Source organism: Parablastomonas sp. CN1-191 (genome assembly GCF_049354825.1).
Classification (GTDB): domain Bacteria; phylum Pseudomonadota; class Alphaproteobacteria; order Sphingomonadales; family Sphingomonadaceae; genus Novosphingobium.
This window is the reverse complement of sequence record NZ_CP186480.1, coordinates 2001133-2016301: the sequence shown is the minus strand read 5'-3', so window position 1 is coordinate 2016301 and position 15169 is coordinate 2001133. Positions and strand designations below refer to the sequence as shown.

The 15169-nt window shown below is 68.3% G+C and carries 15 protein-coding genes; 8 read left to right on the top strand and 7 right to left on the bottom strand.

The genetic code is table 11. From position 1 onward, the window contains the following. The 6 genes from mmsB to ACOYW6_RS09990 all read left to right on the top strand — a co-directional run bounded on the left by mmsB (position 1) and on the right by ACOYW6_RS09990 (position 6803). Positions 1–870, top strand: coding sequence for a 3-hydroxyisobutyrate dehydrogenase (mmsB, locus tag ACOYW6_RS10015; protein ID WP_423141169.1), 870 nt, complete (start codon positions 1–3; stop codon positions 868–870). Between the two features lie 22 nt (positions 871–892). Then, positions 893–2035 carry a DSD1 family PLP-dependent enzyme gene (locus tag ACOYW6_RS10010; protein ID WP_423141168.1) on the top strand — a complete coding sequence of 381 codons (1143 nt, stop codon included), beginning with the start codon at positions 893–895 and terminating at the stop codon, positions 2033–2035. Between the two features lie 87 nt (positions 2036–2122). Continuing rightward, positions 2123–3853 carry a DEAD/DEAH box helicase gene (locus ACOYW6_RS10005; RefSeq protein ID WP_423141167.1) on the top strand — a complete coding sequence of 577 codons (1731 nt, stop codon included), beginning with the start codon at positions 2123–2125 and terminating at the stop codon, positions 3851–3853. Positions 3854–3943: 90 nt separating this feature from the next. Next, complete coding sequence (locus tag ACOYW6_RS10000) at positions 3944–5047, top strand: NADH:flavin oxidoreductase (RefSeq protein ID WP_423141166.1); 1104 nt, start codon at positions 3944–3946, stop codon at positions 5045–5047. Next, on the top strand, positions 5044–5505 hold the full coding sequence (locus tag ACOYW6_RS09995; protein ID WP_423141165.1) for a nuclear transport factor 2 family protein: 462 nt from the start codon (positions 5044–5046) through the stop codon (positions 5503–5505). The genes ACOYW6_RS10000 and ACOYW6_RS09995 overlap by 4 nt, the downstream gene beginning before the upstream one ends. A gap of 68 nt (positions 5506–5573) precedes the next feature. Further along, positions 5574–6803 carry a cytochrome P450 gene (locus ACOYW6_RS09990; protein ID WP_423141164.1) on the top strand — a complete coding sequence of 410 codons (1230 nt, stop codon included), beginning with the start codon at positions 5574–5576 and terminating at the stop codon, positions 6801–6803. On the opposite strand, the gene ACOYW6_RS09985 is transcribed toward ACOYW6_RS09990, so the two are convergent. The 6 genes from ACOYW6_RS09985 to ACOYW6_RS09960 form a co-directional block, all read right to left on the bottom strand. After that, positions 6800–7198, bottom strand: coding sequence for a nuclear transport factor 2 family protein (locus ACOYW6_RS09985; RefSeq protein WP_423141163.1), 399 nt, complete (start codon positions 7196–7198; stop codon positions 6800–6802). The genes ACOYW6_RS09990 and ACOYW6_RS09985 overlap by 4 nt on opposite strands. Beyond that, complete coding sequence (locus tag ACOYW6_RS09980) at positions 7195–7890, bottom strand: EthD domain-containing protein (protein WP_423141162.1); 696 nt, start codon at positions 7888–7890, stop codon at positions 7195–7197. The genes ACOYW6_RS09985 and ACOYW6_RS09980 overlap by 4 nt, the downstream gene beginning before the upstream one ends. A 12-nt stretch (positions 7891–7902) precedes the next feature. Continuing rightward, positions 7903–9066 (bottom strand): acyl-CoA dehydrogenase family protein, encoded by a 1164-nt coding sequence (locus ACOYW6_RS09975; RefSeq protein ID WP_423141161.1) that lies wholly within the window; start codon positions 9064–9066, stop codon positions 7903–7905. Positions 9067–9154: 88 nt separating this feature from the next. Further along, entirely contained in the window at positions 9155–10210 is a 1056-nt protein-coding gene (locus ACOYW6_RS09970; protein ID WP_423141160.1) for a phosphotransferase, read from the bottom strand. After that, positions 10210–11085, bottom strand: a complete 876-nt coding sequence (locus ACOYW6_RS09965) for an alpha/beta fold hydrolase (RefSeq protein ID WP_423141159.1) — start codon at positions 11083–11085, stop codon at positions 10210–10212. The genes ACOYW6_RS09970 and ACOYW6_RS09965 overlap by 1 nt, the downstream gene beginning before the upstream one ends. Further along, positions 11072–11782, bottom strand: a complete 711-nt coding sequence (locus ACOYW6_RS09960; RefSeq protein WP_423141158.1) for an SDR family NAD(P)-dependent oxidoreductase — start codon at positions 11780–11782, stop codon at positions 11072–11074. Before ACOYW6_RS09960 ends, ACOYW6_RS09965 begins: the two co-directional genes overlap by 14 nt. 89 nt (positions 11783–11871) lie before the next feature. Here ACOYW6_RS09960 and ACOYW6_RS09955 point away from each other — a divergent pair, with 89 nt between their 5' ends. Beyond that, on the top strand, positions 11872–12636 hold the full coding sequence (locus tag ACOYW6_RS09955) for an SDR family NAD(P)-dependent oxidoreductase (protein ID WP_423141157.1): 765 nt from the start codon (positions 11872–11874) through the stop codon (positions 12634–12636). After that, the gene (locus tag ACOYW6_RS09950; protein ID WP_423141156.1) at positions 12633–13790 is read left to right on the top strand and encodes an epoxide hydrolase family protein; all 1158 of its coding nucleotides are present in this window, start codon (positions 12633–12635) and stop codon (positions 13788–13790) included. The genes ACOYW6_RS09955 and ACOYW6_RS09950 overlap by 4 nt, the downstream gene beginning before the upstream one ends. Here the strand turns inward: ACOYW6_RS09950 and ACOYW6_RS09945 are convergent. Next, positions 13749–15080: an MFS transporter gene (locus tag ACOYW6_RS09945; protein ID WP_423141155.1), complete on the bottom strand. Its 1332-nt coding sequence runs from the start codon at positions 15078–15080 to the stop codon at positions 13749–13751. The genes ACOYW6_RS09950 and ACOYW6_RS09945 overlap by 42 nt on opposite strands. Positions 15081–15169 lie beyond the last annotated feature (89 nt).

Sequence of the window (15169 nt, the reverse complement as noted above, 5' to 3'; positions counted from 1 at the left end):
ATGAAGATCGCGTTCATCGGGCTGGGCAACATGGGCGGCGGCATGGCCGCGAACCTGGTCAAGGCCGGGCACGAGGTGCGCGCCTTCGACTTGAGCGCGGAAGCCGCCGCCCGCGCGCGCGAAAACGGTGCCGCGACGGCCGGCTCGATCCGTGAAGCCGTGGCCGGTGCAGAGGCCGTCGTGACGATGCTGCCCAATGGCAAGATCGTGGAGACCGTTTATGGCGGCGATGTCATCGGCCATGCGCCGACCGACGCGTTGCTGCTCGATTGCTCGACCATCGACGTCGCCACCGCAAAGCGGGTTGCCGGGCAAGCGGCCGCGGCGGGTTACGCGATGGTCGACGCTCCGGTTTCGGGCGGGATCGCGGCAGCGAACGGCGGCACGCTGACCTTCATGGTCGGCGGCTCCGACGATGCCTTTGCCCGCGCCGAGCCGATCCTGGCGAAGATGGGCAAGGCAGTGATCCACGCCGGTGCGGCCGGCGCCGGACAAGCGGCCAAGATCTGCAACAACATGATCCTGGGCGCGACGATGCTGGTGACGTGCGAGGCCTTCGCCCTGGCGCAGAAGCTGGGCCTCGACAGCCAGGTCTTCTACGACATCTCGAGCAAGGCCAGCGGCCAGTCCTGGTCGATGACCAGCTACTGCCCGGTCCCGGGGGTCGGCCCGCAAAGCCCGGCCGACAACGATTTCCAGGGCGGCTTTGCCACCGCGCTGATGCTCAAGGACCTCAAGCTTGCGGTCGCCGCCGCGCAGGATGCCGGCGCCAGCGTCCCGCTCGGCCAGCGGGCCGAGGAGCTTTACGAGGCGCACGATGCCGCCGGGCACGGGGGCGAGGATTTCTCCAGCGTGATCCGCACGCTTTGACGCCGCGCGGGGTAGGCGCGCGGTGAACGACCGCGAACTCCACGCCCGCTTGATCGGGCAGCAGGGATCGCGCACGGCGCTGAACACCCCGGCTCTGATCGTTGACCTGGCGGCGCTGACACGAAACATCGCCGCGATGGCGGCGACGATGCGCGCGGCCGGCGTCGCCCTTCGCCCCCACGCCAAGACGCACAAGAGCGTCGAGATCGCCCGCCTGCAGATGGCCGCCGGAGCGACGGGCATTTGCTGCGCCAAGATCGGCGAGGCTGAGGTTCTCGCCGCCGGGGGAATCGACAACCTGCTGATCACGTCGCCCGTTGCCAGCCCGATGGCGATCGACCGGCTGGCGGCGCTGGCGGAGGCCGCCCCGACGACGATCGCGACGCTCGACGATCCGCTCGTTGCCGCGCGGACCGATGCCGCGCTGGCGGCAAGCGGCGCCGTCCTCGACGTGCTGATCGACATCGACCCCGGCAGCCACCGCACGGGCGTGGCCAGTGCGGGGGACGCGGTAGCGCTGGCGCGGACGATCGCGAGCCTGTCCAACCTGCGCCTGCGCGGGGTGCAGTTCTACTGCGGGCCGCAGCAGCACATCCCGTCGTTCACCGACCGCCGCGCCGCGGTCGCGGACCTGACCGCCTATCTGCGATCGGTCATCGCCGCGCTGGCGGAAGCCGGTTTTGCGCCCGGGATCGTCAGCGGGTCGGGCACGGGCACGCACCTGATCGACCTGGAACTTGGCGTCATGACCGAGTGCCAGCCTGGCTCCTATGTTTTCATGGACCGGCAATACAGCGATAGCGACCTGACGGGCGACGGCGCCGGCTGCCCGTTCGAGACTGCCCTCATGGTCGACACGCGCGTGGTCAGTGCCAACCACGCCGACCTCGTCACAATCGACGCCGGCTTCAAGGCGCTGTCGACCGACGGCGGCGAGGCCTCGGTCCTCGGCGCGCGCCGCGACGCGCGATTCGTTTTCATGGGGGACGAGCACGCCGCGCTGCATGAGCGGGGCATCGGCGTCAGCCTGCGCCCCGGCGAGGCCGTGACACTGACGGTGCCGCACTGCGACCCCACGGTGAACCTCTACGACAGCTACCACGTCATCAGCGGCGATACGCTGGTCGATATCTGGGATATCGGTGCCCGCGGACGTAGCCGATAGGCGCGGTTACGCGCCCGCGCCAGGCGCGCTGCGGCCGCGTTAAGGAATCGCGGGCTATTTGCGCCATTTTGGCCTAACGGGCCGCTAATGCCCTTTTCAACACTCCCGCCGGTCATCGGCGAAGCCCTGACCGAACGCGGTTACAGCGACCTCACCCCCGTGCAGCAGGCGGTCATCGACCCTGCCGCCGACGGACGTGATCTTCTTGTTTCGGCCCAGACCGGTTCGGGCAAGACGGTGGCGTTTGGGCTGGCCATGGCGCCCCGCCTGCTCGGCGCGAATGACCAGGCCGGGCCCGCCGGCGCGCCGCTCTCGCTCGTCATCGCGCCGACGCGCGAACTGGCCATGCAGGTCAGCCGCGAACTGCTGTGGCTTTACGGCAAGGCCGGTGTCCGCATCGCGCCCTGCGTGGGCGGCATGGACCCGTCGCAGGAACGCCGCCGGCTCGCGGCAGGCTGCCACATCGTTGTCGGCACGCCCGGCCGGCTGCGCGACCACCTCGAGCGCGGCGCGCTCGACCTCTCGGCGCTGCGCACGGTCGTGCTCGACGAGGCGGACGAGATGCTCGACATGGGCTTTCGCGAGGATCTGGAGGAGCTGCTGGACGCCGCGCCGCAGGGCCGCCGCACGCTGTTGTTCTCAGCCACGATCCCGCCGCAGATCGCCAACCTGGCGCGCCGCTACCAGGCCGACGCGCTGCGTATCTCCACCGTCGGCGACGATCGCGGGCACGGCGACATAACGTACCAGGCGGTCACCGTCTCGCCGTCGGAGATCGAACAGGCGGTGGTCAACCTGCTGCGCTTTCACGAGGCCGACACCGCGATGCTGTTTTGCGCCACGCGTGAGAACGTGCGGCGGCTTCATGCCACCTTGCAGGAGCGCGGCTTCGCGGTCGTGGCGCTGTCGGGTGAACATTCGCAGTCCGAACGCAACCAGGCGCTGCAGGCGTTGCGCGACCGGCGCGCGCGCGTCTGCGTGGCGACCGACGTGGCCGCCCGCGGGATCGATTTGCCCACGCTCAGCCTCGTCGTTCACGTCGAGGTGCCGCGCGACGCCGAAACGCTGCAGCACCGCTCGGGCCGGACCGGCCGTGCCGGCAAGAAGGGCACCGCGGTCATCATCGTGCCCTATCCGCGCCGCAAGCGGGTCGAGGCGATGCTGCGCGGTGCCAAGATCCAGGCCGAATGGATCGGCGCGCCGACCGCCGCCGCGATCCGCGAGCAGGATCGCGCCCGGCTGATCGCTGCCCTGCTGGAGCCGGCCGAATTCGACGACGAGGACCGCGCCCTGGCCGCGCAGTTGCTGGAGCAACGCAGCCCCGAGGACATCGCCGCCAGCCTGGTCCGCGCGCACCGCCAGGCGATGCCTCAGCCCGAGGACCTGATCGAGAATACCCCGGAAGCGCGCAAGGAAGCCCAGCAGGCCGCCCACCGGCCAGGTTTCGACGATGTCGTCTGGTTCAAGATGAACATCGGGCGCCGCCAGAACGCCGATCCGCGCTGGATCCTGCCGCTGCTGTGCCGCCGCGGCCATATTACGCGGGGCGAAGTCGGCGCCATTCGCATCGGCCCGCAGGAAACCTACTTCCAGGTCCCGCGCACTGTCGCGGACCGCTTCGCCGACGCCGTCGCCCGCACGGCCTCGAACAGCGAAGACGGCGGCGAAGTCCTGATCGAGGCATCGCACGAGCCCGATTACAAGTCGCCGGGACCGCGCCAGAACCGGGTCGGGCCGCGCCCGGGTCCGCACGGCGGTGGCAACCGCCCGCACGCGCCGCGCGGCAAGAAGCCGTGGAAGAAGGACCGGCCCGGCTAGGGCGCCGGCAATCCCATTCGGCGCCTGGGTCGCTTGCCTCGCGGCTGGATTCAAACTAACGTTTGAATTTAAGCTCGTCGGAGTGCGCGTGTGAACCTCGATGCTCTTTTCCAGCCGTTCGCTTGCAAGGACCTGGCGGTCTCCAACCGCTTCGTGATGGCGCCGATGACCCGGTGGATGTCGCCGGGCCAGGTGCCCGGCCCCGACGTTGCCGCCTACTACCGCCGCCGCGCCGAGCACGGCGTCGGCCTGATCGTGACCGAGGGGACCACGGTCGACCATCCCGCGTCGTCGCACTCGGCGCGGACTCCGGCATTTCACGGCGCCGCCATCGAAGGCTGGCGCCGCGTCGTCGGCGAAGTTCACGACGCCGGCGGGCGGATCGTTCCGCAGCTCTGGCACGTCGGCGCGATGCGTCACCCGGCGCAGGACATCCCCAACCCCGAGACGCCCTTCGCCAGCCCGTCGGGCCTGCGCAAGCCGGGCGGCAAGGCCGTGTTCGCGCCCAGCGACAAGGCCGAGATCGCCGCCATCGTCGACAGTTTCGTGCGCGCCGCGGTCGCCGCTCGCGACCTCGGCTTCGACGGGATCGAGGTCCACGGCGCGCACGGATACCTGATGGACCAGTTCCTGTGGGACGCGCTCAACACCCGCGAGGACGGCTACGGCGGCGATGCCGCCGGGCGCACCCGCTTCGCGGTCGGACTCGTCGCCGCGATCCGGCAAGCGATCGGTCCCGATTTCCCTTTCATCCTGCGGGTATCGCAGTGGAAGCAGCAGGATTACGCGGCGCGGCTGGCCAAAACGCCGGCCGCGCTCGAAGCGGTGTTTCGGCCGATCAGCGAGGCCGGGGTCGACATCTTCCACTGTTCGCAGCGCCGCTTCTGGGAGCCGGAATTTCCCGGCTCCCCGCTCAATTTCGCGGGGTGGATGAAGAAACTGCTCGGCAAGCCAGTCATCACCGTGGGCAGCGTCGGCTTGACCGGCGCGATGTCGGTCAGTGACATCGGCGAAGGTGCCGACCCTTCGGCCGACCTCCAGCCGCTGGCGGACGGGGTCGCGGCCGGCGACTACGACCTGGTGGCGGTTGGCCGCGCGCTGCTGACCGACCCGGCCTGGGTGGAAAAAGTCCGCACCGCGCGCTTCGAAGCGCTCAAGCCGTTTTCCAAGCAGCACCTGGACACCCTGTGGTGACGGATGACCTGCGCGCGTTGCTCGATCACCAGGCCGTCGCGCGGGTGGTCGCCGATTACGGCCATTGCATCGACTATGGCGAGGCCGACCAGTGGCTGGACCTGTTTACGCCCGACGCGCGCTATGTCCTGCGTTATCGCGAGGGGCTGATCGCGCGCTCGATCGGCCGCCCCCGGCGCGAGGGCGCTGACCTCGTCTATGCCGGGCGCGACGCGCTCGCGAGCTTCATCCGCGAACACAGCTGCGCCCCTGCCGCGTGGCACAAGCATGTCGTCAGCGGGTTGCGGGTCGACCTCGACGGCGACCGGGCGACGGCAGCGAGCGGTTTCCTGCGCGTCGACCAGCTGGCGGCCGGGGCGGGGATCGTCGCGGCGGGACGCTACCGCGATCGGTTCGAACGCGGCAGCGACGGACGATGGCGCTTCGCGGAACGGATTGCCGAAATCGAGATCCAATGAGCGGTTGCCAGGCCCCAGGAGATTTTCTACCATTCGTTAGGGAATAGGAATGAAAGGTGCCGCAGACGATGATCGCAATCGCCGAATCGGACGCGAAATGCCCGGTCGCGGGTCTCAGGGGGGCGGGCGATCCGTTCGCCTTCTTCGAAGCGCTGCGCGTCAACGGCAACCGGCCGGTGTGGGATGACAGCGTCGGCGCCTGGCTGATCTACGACTGGGACAACGTCGCCGCGGGGCAGCGCGACGAAAGCCGCTTCGGCAACGCCTATGTCCACGCCACCGAGACGCTGAAGCAGATCAAGGGCGGCGGCGCCAACATCACGCTGAGCCAGGGCGCCGATCACGACCTGCTGCGCAAGTTCCACCTCAAGCTGCTGTCGCCCGCGAACATCGAACGCTACCGGGTCAACCACGTCGTCCCGATCGTCAACGCGGCGTTCGATCGTCTGGGCGACGCCAAACGGATCGAGGCCGTAGCCGAATTGTCCGACACCATTCCGCCGCGCGTGATCTGCTCGATGCTGGGCATGCCGCACGACGATGTGGCGGCGATGCAGCGCCTGCTCGAACTCAATCACGAGATCGTCAGCCTGATCGAATCCGGCTACCGCAACGAAGACCAGCGTGAACGCGCCCTGGCCGCGTCGGCCGAACTGAACGCGGTGCTGCTGCCCTATGTGCGCCTGCGGCGCGACGAGCCGGCCGACGATTTTCTCAGCCGCGTGTGGCGCGAAGCGCCCGACTTCGGAATCGAACTGGACGAGGACAAGGCGCTCGGCCTCTGCCGCGAACTCTACTTCGCGGGATCGGACACCACCGTCTACGGCATCGCCAACATCCTCCACACGCTGTTCACCCGCCCCGGCGTGCTGGAGCGGGTTCGGGAGGAGCGCGGCAAGACGGTAACCGCGCTGGTCGAGGAAGGGATGCGATTGCTTGACGTCGTGATCTTCCGCCATCGGATTTGCATCGCCGATACCGAGATCGAGGGCGTGCCGATCAGATCCGGCGACACCGTCTTCCTGATCAACGCCGCCGCAAATCGCGACCCTGCAAAGTACGGCTGTCCGGCCGATGTCGACCTGGACCGAAGGGCGCCGACCGACCATCTCGCCTTCGGGCGCGGGAACCGGTCCTGCGTGGGTGCGCAGCTTGCCCGCGTCGAGATGCGCGAGGTCGTCGAACAGATGCTCGATCGCTACCCGGACGTCCGGCTCGACCCCGATGCGGAACAACCGCACTTCGAGGGCTTCTTCATGCGGCGGATGCGGCCGATCAACCTGATCCTGCGCGACTAGGCTTCAGCCGCCAGCGCCGTGACGACGGCGTGGGTATCGAAGTAGAATGGATCGATCCGCACCAACCTGCCGCCGCGAAAGCGCCAGTGTTCGAGGACGCGGGTCGCGAACGGTGTCCCGCTGGCGCGGCCACGACCGGAAATGGCAAACTCGACCACCAGCGCGCCGGGTGCCTCTCCGACGATCCCGATCAGCTCGAGACGAAAGCCCGAAAACGCTGTCCCGACCGCGCGGACAAGCTCCTGCCAGCCTGCATAGCCGCGGTACATGCCGCCGTAGGGCAGGCTCTGCGCCTCGACGAGTTCGAATTCCGGGTCGATCATCCGCTCCATCGCGGCATCGTCGCCCGCGCGCATCGCGGCCAGGAAACGCTTGCAGAAATCGCGCTGGTTCATGCGTCCCCGCGGTGCTTGTAGATATATTCGCTGGTGTAGAGGCGCACGCCCGAGTGGAGGAAGTGGCCGATGTCCTGGACGATCTGCGCGCGCAGATCGGGGGTTGGAAACCACCGCTCGCGCATGTCCCGGTCGGTCGGAAAATAGAGCTCGGTCATACCCTGGAAAGGCGGCGAGCCTGGCGTCAGCAGCGCGTCGACCCAGGACCGGACGTAGCGGGCCGCGCCGGCATGAACCCGCAGAGCCAGGGGCACGTGGTGATCCCATGAGCGCCGCGCCGCGGTATCGGGCAAGTCGGGGTGAAAGTTGCACAGCACCAGGTAGCGCGTGCCGGGGCTGCGCGCGGGTCGATAGGCGCGGGGCGGCTCGTCCCGCTCGATCGTGCGGGTCACGCGGTAACCGTCACAGGTCACGCCGGTACCGGTCAGCGCCGCCAGTGCCTGGGCGACGATCCCGCTGAAACCGCCCGCCTGGGCGGTCAGTTCGATCACCGCCTGGTAGCGCGGTGACGCGGGCGCTTCGCCCGGGCGCACCCAAGCGGCATCGCCGGGATCGACATCGGCCACGCTCAGGACCGCGCGCGTTACGCGGTCCGATCCCGCCAGCCAGGCGGACACGGCATGTGCGGTTGCGGCGGTCCGGTCCGCGTCATCGCCGCGGACAAGCAGAACCGCGTTCAGGGTATCGGGCATGCCTGGGGCCGATCAGAACGAACGCGGCAGCCCCAGGGTCTCGGCGATGGAGTTGCGGACCATTTCGTTCGTAATCGGCCCGATCCGCCACAGGCGGCTGTCGCGCCAGTAGCGTTGCATGTCGGTTTCGGCCGAGTAGCCCATCCCGCCCAGGATCTGGATACCCAGGTCAGCAGCCTTGTTGGCGTTTTCCGAGGCGACCATCTTGACCATGTTCGATTCCAGCCCGCAGTCGAGGCCTTCGCTCATCTTCCAGGCCGCGTAATTGACCAGCAGTTCGGTCGTAGTCAGCATCGTGGCAATGTCGGCGATGTAGTGCTGGATCGCCTGGAACTGGCCGATCGGGCGGCCGAACGCCTTCCGCTCCTTGGCGTAGTCGAGCGCGTCCTCAAGCACGCCGTCGAGCACGCCGAGGCAGAAGCTGCCGACCATGATCCGCTCGTTGTTGAGCGTCGGCAGCAGTGTGTACCAGGCCTTGTCCGGCGTTCCGAGCACGTCTTCGTCGGCGACGAACGCCTCCTCCATGTGGATCGAACACGACCCCATCGAGCGCATGCCCAGCTTGGCAAGCGGCGTGATTTTCACCGCGTCCTGCTTGGGGTCCATCCAGAACAGCGTCAGGCCCTGGTGCTTTTTTTCGACCGTACTGTCGGTTCGGGCCAGGACGAGCAACCGGTCGGCAACGTGGGCGGACGAACTCCAGATCTTTTCGCCCGAGACCGCCCAGCCGCCTTCGACCTTGCGCGCAGTGCTGCGCATTCCGCCCAGCAGGTCGGTTCCGCCGGAGGGCTCCGTAAAAGCGATCGCCGCCTTCAGGTTGCCGCTGGCGATTTGCGGCAGGTATTTGCGTTTCTGTTCCTCGGTGCCGTAGATTCCGATCGACTTCGACCCCGCGAACGAGGTGATGCCCCAGATCCACGCCAGGCCGCCAAGCGAGCGGGCAAGCTCGCGGGCCAGAACCATCTGCATCTGAACGTCGCCGCCTTGCCCGCCGTATTCCTCGGCAATGCCAACGCCGTGAAAGCCCGCTTCGGTAAACTTGTCCCACAGCGCGAATGGATAATTGTCCTCGTCGGCCTCGAGCTCGCGCGCCCAGCTTTTCGGCACCTCGGCATCGACCCATCGCCGTGCGATGTCGCGAAATGCCTCGTGCTCCTCCGGAAGGGCGAAATCCATGTAGCAATTCTCCGCAAACCCCAGGGCAATTGGCCCTCAATAATCTACCAAACGTTCTAAATTATCATTTGCAGGTGCGCAAGCCCGTTCACAGGTCCAATGCGCGCGCCACATCGTGCCGCGCGGCGGCGGCGTTGAAGCGGCGGGAGATCGTCAGGCACGTCTCCTCGGTCTGCATGGCGGGCGGCACGACGTTCCAGACCAGGCCGTACATGGTGTGGCGGCGATAGCTCAGCCAGGCTTCGTCGCGGTCCATCAGCGGCACGCCCAGCGCCTCGCGCTCCTGTAGGTACCCTTCCAGCAAGTCGCGCTCGTGCGCGGCCATGTCGTCGCTGTCGCAGCTGGCGATCAGAAAATAGTTCACGTCGTGCGCCCAGTCGCACTGCATGACGCGCTGGTAATCGAGGAAGCCGGGGGCGCCGTCCTGTTCGAAGAACATATTGCCGGGGTGGGCATCGCCATGGACCATGCACAGCGCATCGCTGGTGCGATCGTAGGCCCACAGCTTTTCCATTCCGGCACGCGCCTGGGCCCCGGTCTGGAATTCCGGTGGAAGCACCGCGCCTTCGCGCCTCAGCGCGTCGTCCCAGGCCGCGTCGGTCATGATGCGGATGACGATCCCGTCGGTCGCCAGCGAGCCGCCCGGCGGGCCCAGCCTTGCCAGTTCGGGCGCGCCCCACCAGTGGGCGTGAAGGCGGGCCAGCATACCGAGCGTCGCCTTCGCGACCGCAAGCGGAACTGCGCGCGTCGCCGCCCCGAAGCGAGCATTGCGGCCCAGCAGATCCTCGATCAGTTGGGCGGAGTTGCCGTCGGCGTCTGTGCCGGCGAAGTAGCCATGCGGAGCGTTGAGCAGTCCGAGCGGCTCGATCTCGGCATAGAACAGCGATTCGCGCGCGTGGCTGGTACGGACGTGGTCCGAATGCTCCTCAAGCCCGGACTTGAACCACATCGTCGGGGGAAGCCGGTGCTCATGCCCGGCATCGTTGTAGTCGAGCATCAGCCGCTGCTTGGTGCCAGTTGCGCGGATCGTCAGTCCCGGCACCGCGCTGGTCACAACCGTGCCGGGATAACGCCGCGACAGCGCCTCGGTCAGCCACTCGGCGGTCACCTGGTCGAGCGCGGTCGGCATCTTGAATTCGGGCATCAGGGCATGTCCTTGGTCTGGGAATCGAGGCTCGCGAGAAAGGGCAGGATTTCGTTGGCATAGGCGTCGTTGACGTCGCCGGTGACCATGTGGCCGGCCCCGGCGATGACGACGTTGCGCAGCCACGGGATCGCCGCGCGGAACTGGTCGACCTGCTGCGGCGTGGTAACGGTGCTGCATTCGGCGCGCATGACCAGCAGCGGGCACTGCAGGCGCCTCGCCTCGGCAACGAACAACCCGCCCTCGCCGCCGTGGCTCAGGTTTTCCTCGGTCAGGTAGGCCGGGTCCCACAGCCAGTACCAGCGCCCGTCGGCGCGCTGGCGAAGGTGCTTGCGCAAACCCGACACGTCGCTGCGCGGGACATCGCCGCGCAAGCGGGCGACCAGCTCGGCAGCCTCATCGAGCGAGGACACGCCTTCGCCCATGCGGCGCATGGCGGCGCGGATGTCGGTGCCGATTTCGCCTTCATCGATCCACGGGGTGACGTCGGCAAGCGCCAGGGCGGTAACCTTGGCTGGGTGGCGTGCCGCGGTGACGACGCTGACATGGCCGCCCAGTGAGGCGCCAACGAGCACGGCGCGGCCCCCGGCCAAATCGATCGTGCGCGCCAGGTCGTCCGCGTAGTCGTCGAAGCTGTAATTGCCGCCTGCCGACCAGTCGCTGGCACCGTGGCCGCGCAAGTCCATCGCCACCGCGCGGTAGCCTGCCTGGGCCAGGCGACGCGCCGCGCCGCGCCAGGCGGAGCGGCTTTGTCCGCCGCCGTGAAGAAGGATCGCCGCCTTTCCGCCCTGCCCGAAACTGTCGCCGCGCAGCACCGTACCGTCGGCGCCGACAACCTCGAACGGCTCCGGGTCGGGACGATCAGAGGCCGCCATGGACGTCCACGGTTTCGCCGCTGACATAGCTGGCCGCCGGGCTGACGAGAAAGCCGACGACGTTTGCCACTTCGCGCGCGGTCGCGCCGCGAGCCATCGGCGTCTGCGCCAGGAATGCACCGCGGACCTCGGGCGAAAGCTGCGTGCCCATGCCCGCCTCGACCAGCGCGGGCGCCACGCCGACCACGCGCACGTTCGGCGCATAGAGCCTGGCGAGCGTTTTCGTCAGGCTGATCGCGCCGGCCTTCGAAGCGCCATAGAGCGCCTGGCTGGAACCGCGCTTGCCGGCGATCGAGGCGACGTTGACGATGACGCCGCCACCGCCCGCGATCATCTGCGAAGCCGCTTCGCGCGCCAGGATCGCGACGGCCGCGACGTTGACGGTCAGCGTCCGTACCATACTTGCCGGGTCCAATTCGGCGAACGGCGTCTGATCGAGGTGCGCGGCATTGTTGACCAGGACCGCAAGCGGGCCGCAATCGTCGCGTATCGCTGCGAGCAGGGAGGGGAGAGCCTCAAGCTCCGAAAGGTCGGCCTGGCGGTAGTCGGGTAGTGACTGGACATCCGGTTCGACGCGATCGACCCCGACAACGCGGTAGCCGGCCTCGGCCAGGACGTCGCAAATGGCGCTGCCGATGCCGCCTGCCGATCCGGTGACAACGGCAATGCCTGCCGCCCGTGCTAGTGTGCCGGCCACGCCGATCCTTTCCTGTCCCGTCTCCAGCTAGCCAAGCGCGATGCGATCGGGCAAGTTAATTCTACTGAACGGTTGAAAACGGAGAGGCCATGCGAATCGTCGTGACCGGCAGCAGCGGCGGAATCGGCCAGGCTGTTGCGCAGAACTTTGCCGCGGCCGGGCACCACCTTCTGATCGTCGATCGCGACGGCGCACGCGGCACAGCGATGGCCGAGGCGCTGGGACCCAGGACAGCCGCCGCCGCCGCCGAACTGACCGATCCCGAATTCGGGCGCAGCGTGGTTGCCGCGGCAAGGCTGGCGCTCGGCGGCGTGGACGCCATCGTCAGCGCGGCCGGCACGATCGCGCCCGAAGGCCGCATGGAGGACCTGCCGCTCGACCGCTGGCAGGCGTCGTTCGCGATCAATACCGTGCCGCTGTTCCTGCTCGCCCAGGCGGCCTTCGAAGACCTCAGGGCCAACCGCGGCGCGATCGTCGCCATCGCCTCTACCAGCGCCAGTCACCCGGTCCCGGGGCTTGGCGGCTATTCGGCCAGCAAGGCGGCGCTGGTCATGCTGGTGCGCCAATTGGCACTCGAATGGGGACCGCACGGCATTCGTGCCAATGCGATCTCACCCGGGCCGACCGCGACCGCCATGGCGCCCGCCTATGCCGATCCGGCGATCCGCGCGCGGCGCGCGCAGACCCTGCCGCTGCGCCGTATCTCGGAGGCGGAGGACATCGCGGCGGCGGCGGCTTTCCTGCTGGGGCCGGGCGGCGCGGCGATGACCGGGATCGACCTCGTGATCGATGGCGGCATGGCCCTTACGACGATGCAGCTGAGCGGCGCCAACCTGGGCCGCGGTGCCGAGTGACGCCTACGCCGTTCCGCATCGACGTGCCGCAGCGATCGCTGGATGACCTGGCGCGGCGGCTGGACCACACGCGCCTTCCCGACGATCACGACAACGCCGATTGGCGGTACGGCGTACCGCGCGCCTGGCTTGAACCACTTCTTGAACACTGGCGGACGCGGTTCGACTGGCGGGCCGAGGAGGCGCGCATGAACGCGGTGGCGCAATACCGCGTCGCCATCGACGGTGTGCCAATCCACTTCCTGCACGTGCCCGGCAAGGGTCCCGATCCCACGCCACTGGTCCTGACGCACGGTTGGCCGTGGACGGTGTGGGATTGGGAGGCGGTGTTTGGCCCGCTGGCCGATCCCGCCGCCCACGGCGGCGATCCGGCCAACAGTTTCGACGTGATCGTGCCGGCCCTGCCGGGTTTCGGCTTTTCCGCACCTCTGCGCCGCGCCGGGCTGAACGTTCGTGCCATCGGCGGGCTGTGGCGACGCCTGATGTGCGATGTGCTGGGCCATTCCCGGTTCGCGGCGGCGGGAGGCGACTGGGGATCGATGATAACCGCCGAGCTTGGCCACGCCCATGCCGACGTCGTGACCGGCTGCCACCTCACCTTGCCGCTCCTGCCCGGTCTGGATCCGCGGCGAATTCCCGCGGACCTTTACGCTGCTGACGAGCAGTGGATGATCGCCCGCAATCGCGCCGCGCGCGCGGTCAGCGAAGTGCATGTCACCGCCCAGCGCCGCGATCCGCAGACGCTGGGATACGGCCTGGAGGATTCGCCCGCCGGGCTGGCCGCCTGGCTGTGGGAGCGGCGACGTAACTGGGGCGATCCCGGCTCGGACGCGCTCGTCGATCCCGACCGGCTGTGCGCGCTGGCATCCTATTACTGGCACAGCCGCTCCATCGTCCCGTCGATGCGGCTCTATGCCGAGCATTACGACGCGCCGTGGCATCCCTTGCCCGGCCGGGCGGGAAAGCTGCTCAGCGTGCCGACCGCATTCGCAGTCGCGCCGTTCGAGCTGATGCTGATCCCGCGGGCGCTGGCCGCGCGCGAAACCGACTTGCGCCGCTGGACCGTGCTGCCGGCCGGGGGGCACTTTTTGCCAGTCGAACAGCCTGGCGCGCTAGTGGCCGAGTACCGTGCCTTCTTCGGCGGGCTGCGCTGATGCGAACGGGCGGTAATGGCGGCGCGCGCCGAGGGAGAGCCAGAGGCCGGCCGCAGCGCTGATCGCCACCACCAGGCTCAGCGACTTGTGGACCGCGGCGCTGTCGGCAAAGACGTGGTCCGTGATCAGCGCGACCAGCGTCGGTGCGATGACCAGGCCGATGATCGCCACCACGAAGGCATAGAGAGCGGCAATCAGTCCGCGCATTCCCGGCGGGGAGGCAATCTGCAAGGCCGCGCTGGCCGCGGCCTGGGGCAGGGCATAGCAGAACGAGATCAGTGCCGCCGCCGCCATAGCCGCGCCATAAGTCGGCGCCGCGATCAAGGTTGTGGCGCCCAGCAGCAGGCCGCCAGCCGCCGCGACGGGCACTTGCGTGACGCCGGCAAAGCGCGCGGTTTCCAGTAACCGCGCCAGCGTCGGTCCGGCCAGGACCCCACTGGTTCCCGCGACGAGGGTAACCGTTCCGAATTCGATCCCCACGCGCGCCGGATCGGCGGCGAACGTCCGGATCAGGACCGCCGGCATCCACGCGGGAAGTGAATAGAGCGAGATGATGATGGCGGCCATGCCCAGGCTGTAGCGGACGAAGAACGCGCGCTCCGACCACAGGAAGACCAGCGCTTCGCGCAGGGTCAGCGGCTTGGCGTGAACGGGGCCATGGTCCCTGGCCGCGCCGAGCGCGCGGCGGGGTTCGCGCACGAACAGCGTCAGCAGCGCCAGGACGATGCCCGGCGCGCCGACGGTCACGAACACGATCTGCCACGGCTCAAGGCCGCCCATGACGGGAACGGCGCCGGCAATACCGGGTGCCGCCCCGATCAGCACGCCGCCGAAAATGAGGGCCAGTCCGCCGCCGATGTAAGGGCCGATCAGGAAGATGCTCAGCGCGCGGGGCAGGCGCTTGTGATCGAAGGTATCGGCCAGCAGCGACCAGCTTGCCGGGCCGACGAAAGCTTCTGCCGCGCCGACGCCGATCCGCGCCATGAACATCAGGGCGAAGCTTGTCGCCAACCCGCAGGCAACCGTGAACAGGCTCCACAGCACGGCCGCGACCAGCAACAGCATCCTGCGATCGCGCCGGTCAACCAGCCAGCCGGCCACCGGGTTGAAGATGACGAACGCGATCATGAACCCCAGGCCCTGCAACAGGCTGAAGGCGGTGTCGGTTATGCCCAGCGAGCCCCTTATCGGATCGACCAGGAGATTGAGCACCTGCCGATCGATGAAGGAGGCGGTGTAAAGCATCGTCAGGATCGCCAGGACCGTCCACGGATAAAGACGCCTACGCACGGTTCGTTCTCCTCTCGCGCCGCCCCTAATCGGACCGGCTTCCCGGCATCATATCGCCAATCCGGCAATTGACTACCAATCGTTTGGTT

Bases quoted from the DNA above. Each gene is read 5' to 3' on its own strand.
- mmsB (WP_423141169.1), top strand. From the start codon at position 1: ATGAAGATCGCGTTCATCGGGCTGGGCAACATGGGCGGCGGCATGGCC.
- ACOYW6_RS10005 (WP_423141167.1), top strand. From the start codon at position 2,123: ATGCCCTTTTCAACACTCCCGCCGGTCATCGGCGAAGCCCTGACCGAA.
- ACOYW6_RS09990 (WP_423141164.1), top strand. From the start codon at position 5,574: ATGATCGCAATCGCCGAATCGGACGCGAAATGCCCGGTCGCGGGTCTC.
- ACOYW6_RS09985 (WP_423141163.1), bottom strand. From the start codon at position 7,198: ATGAACCAGCGCGATTTCTGCAAGCGTTTCCTGGCCGCGATGCGCGCG.
- ACOYW6_RS09980 (WP_423141162.1), bottom strand. From the start codon at position 7,890: ATGCCCGATACCCTGAACGCGGTTCTGCTTGTCCGCGGCGATGACGCG.
- ACOYW6_RS09975 (WP_423141161.1), bottom strand. From the start codon at position 9,066: ATGGATTTCGCCCTTCCGGAGGAGCACGAGGCATTTCGCGACATCGCA.
- ACOYW6_RS09970 (WP_423141160.1), bottom strand. From the start codon at position 10,210: ATGCCCGAATTCAAGATGCCGACCGCGCTCGACCAGGTGACCGCCGAG.
- ACOYW6_RS09965 (WP_423141159.1), bottom strand. From the start codon at position 11,085: ATGGCGGCCTCTGATCGTCCCGACCCGGAGCCGTTCGAGGTTGTCGGC.
- ACOYW6_RS09955 (WP_423141157.1), top strand. From the start codon at position 11,872: ATGCGAATCGTCGTGACCGGCAGCAGCGGCGGAATCGGCCAGGCTGTT.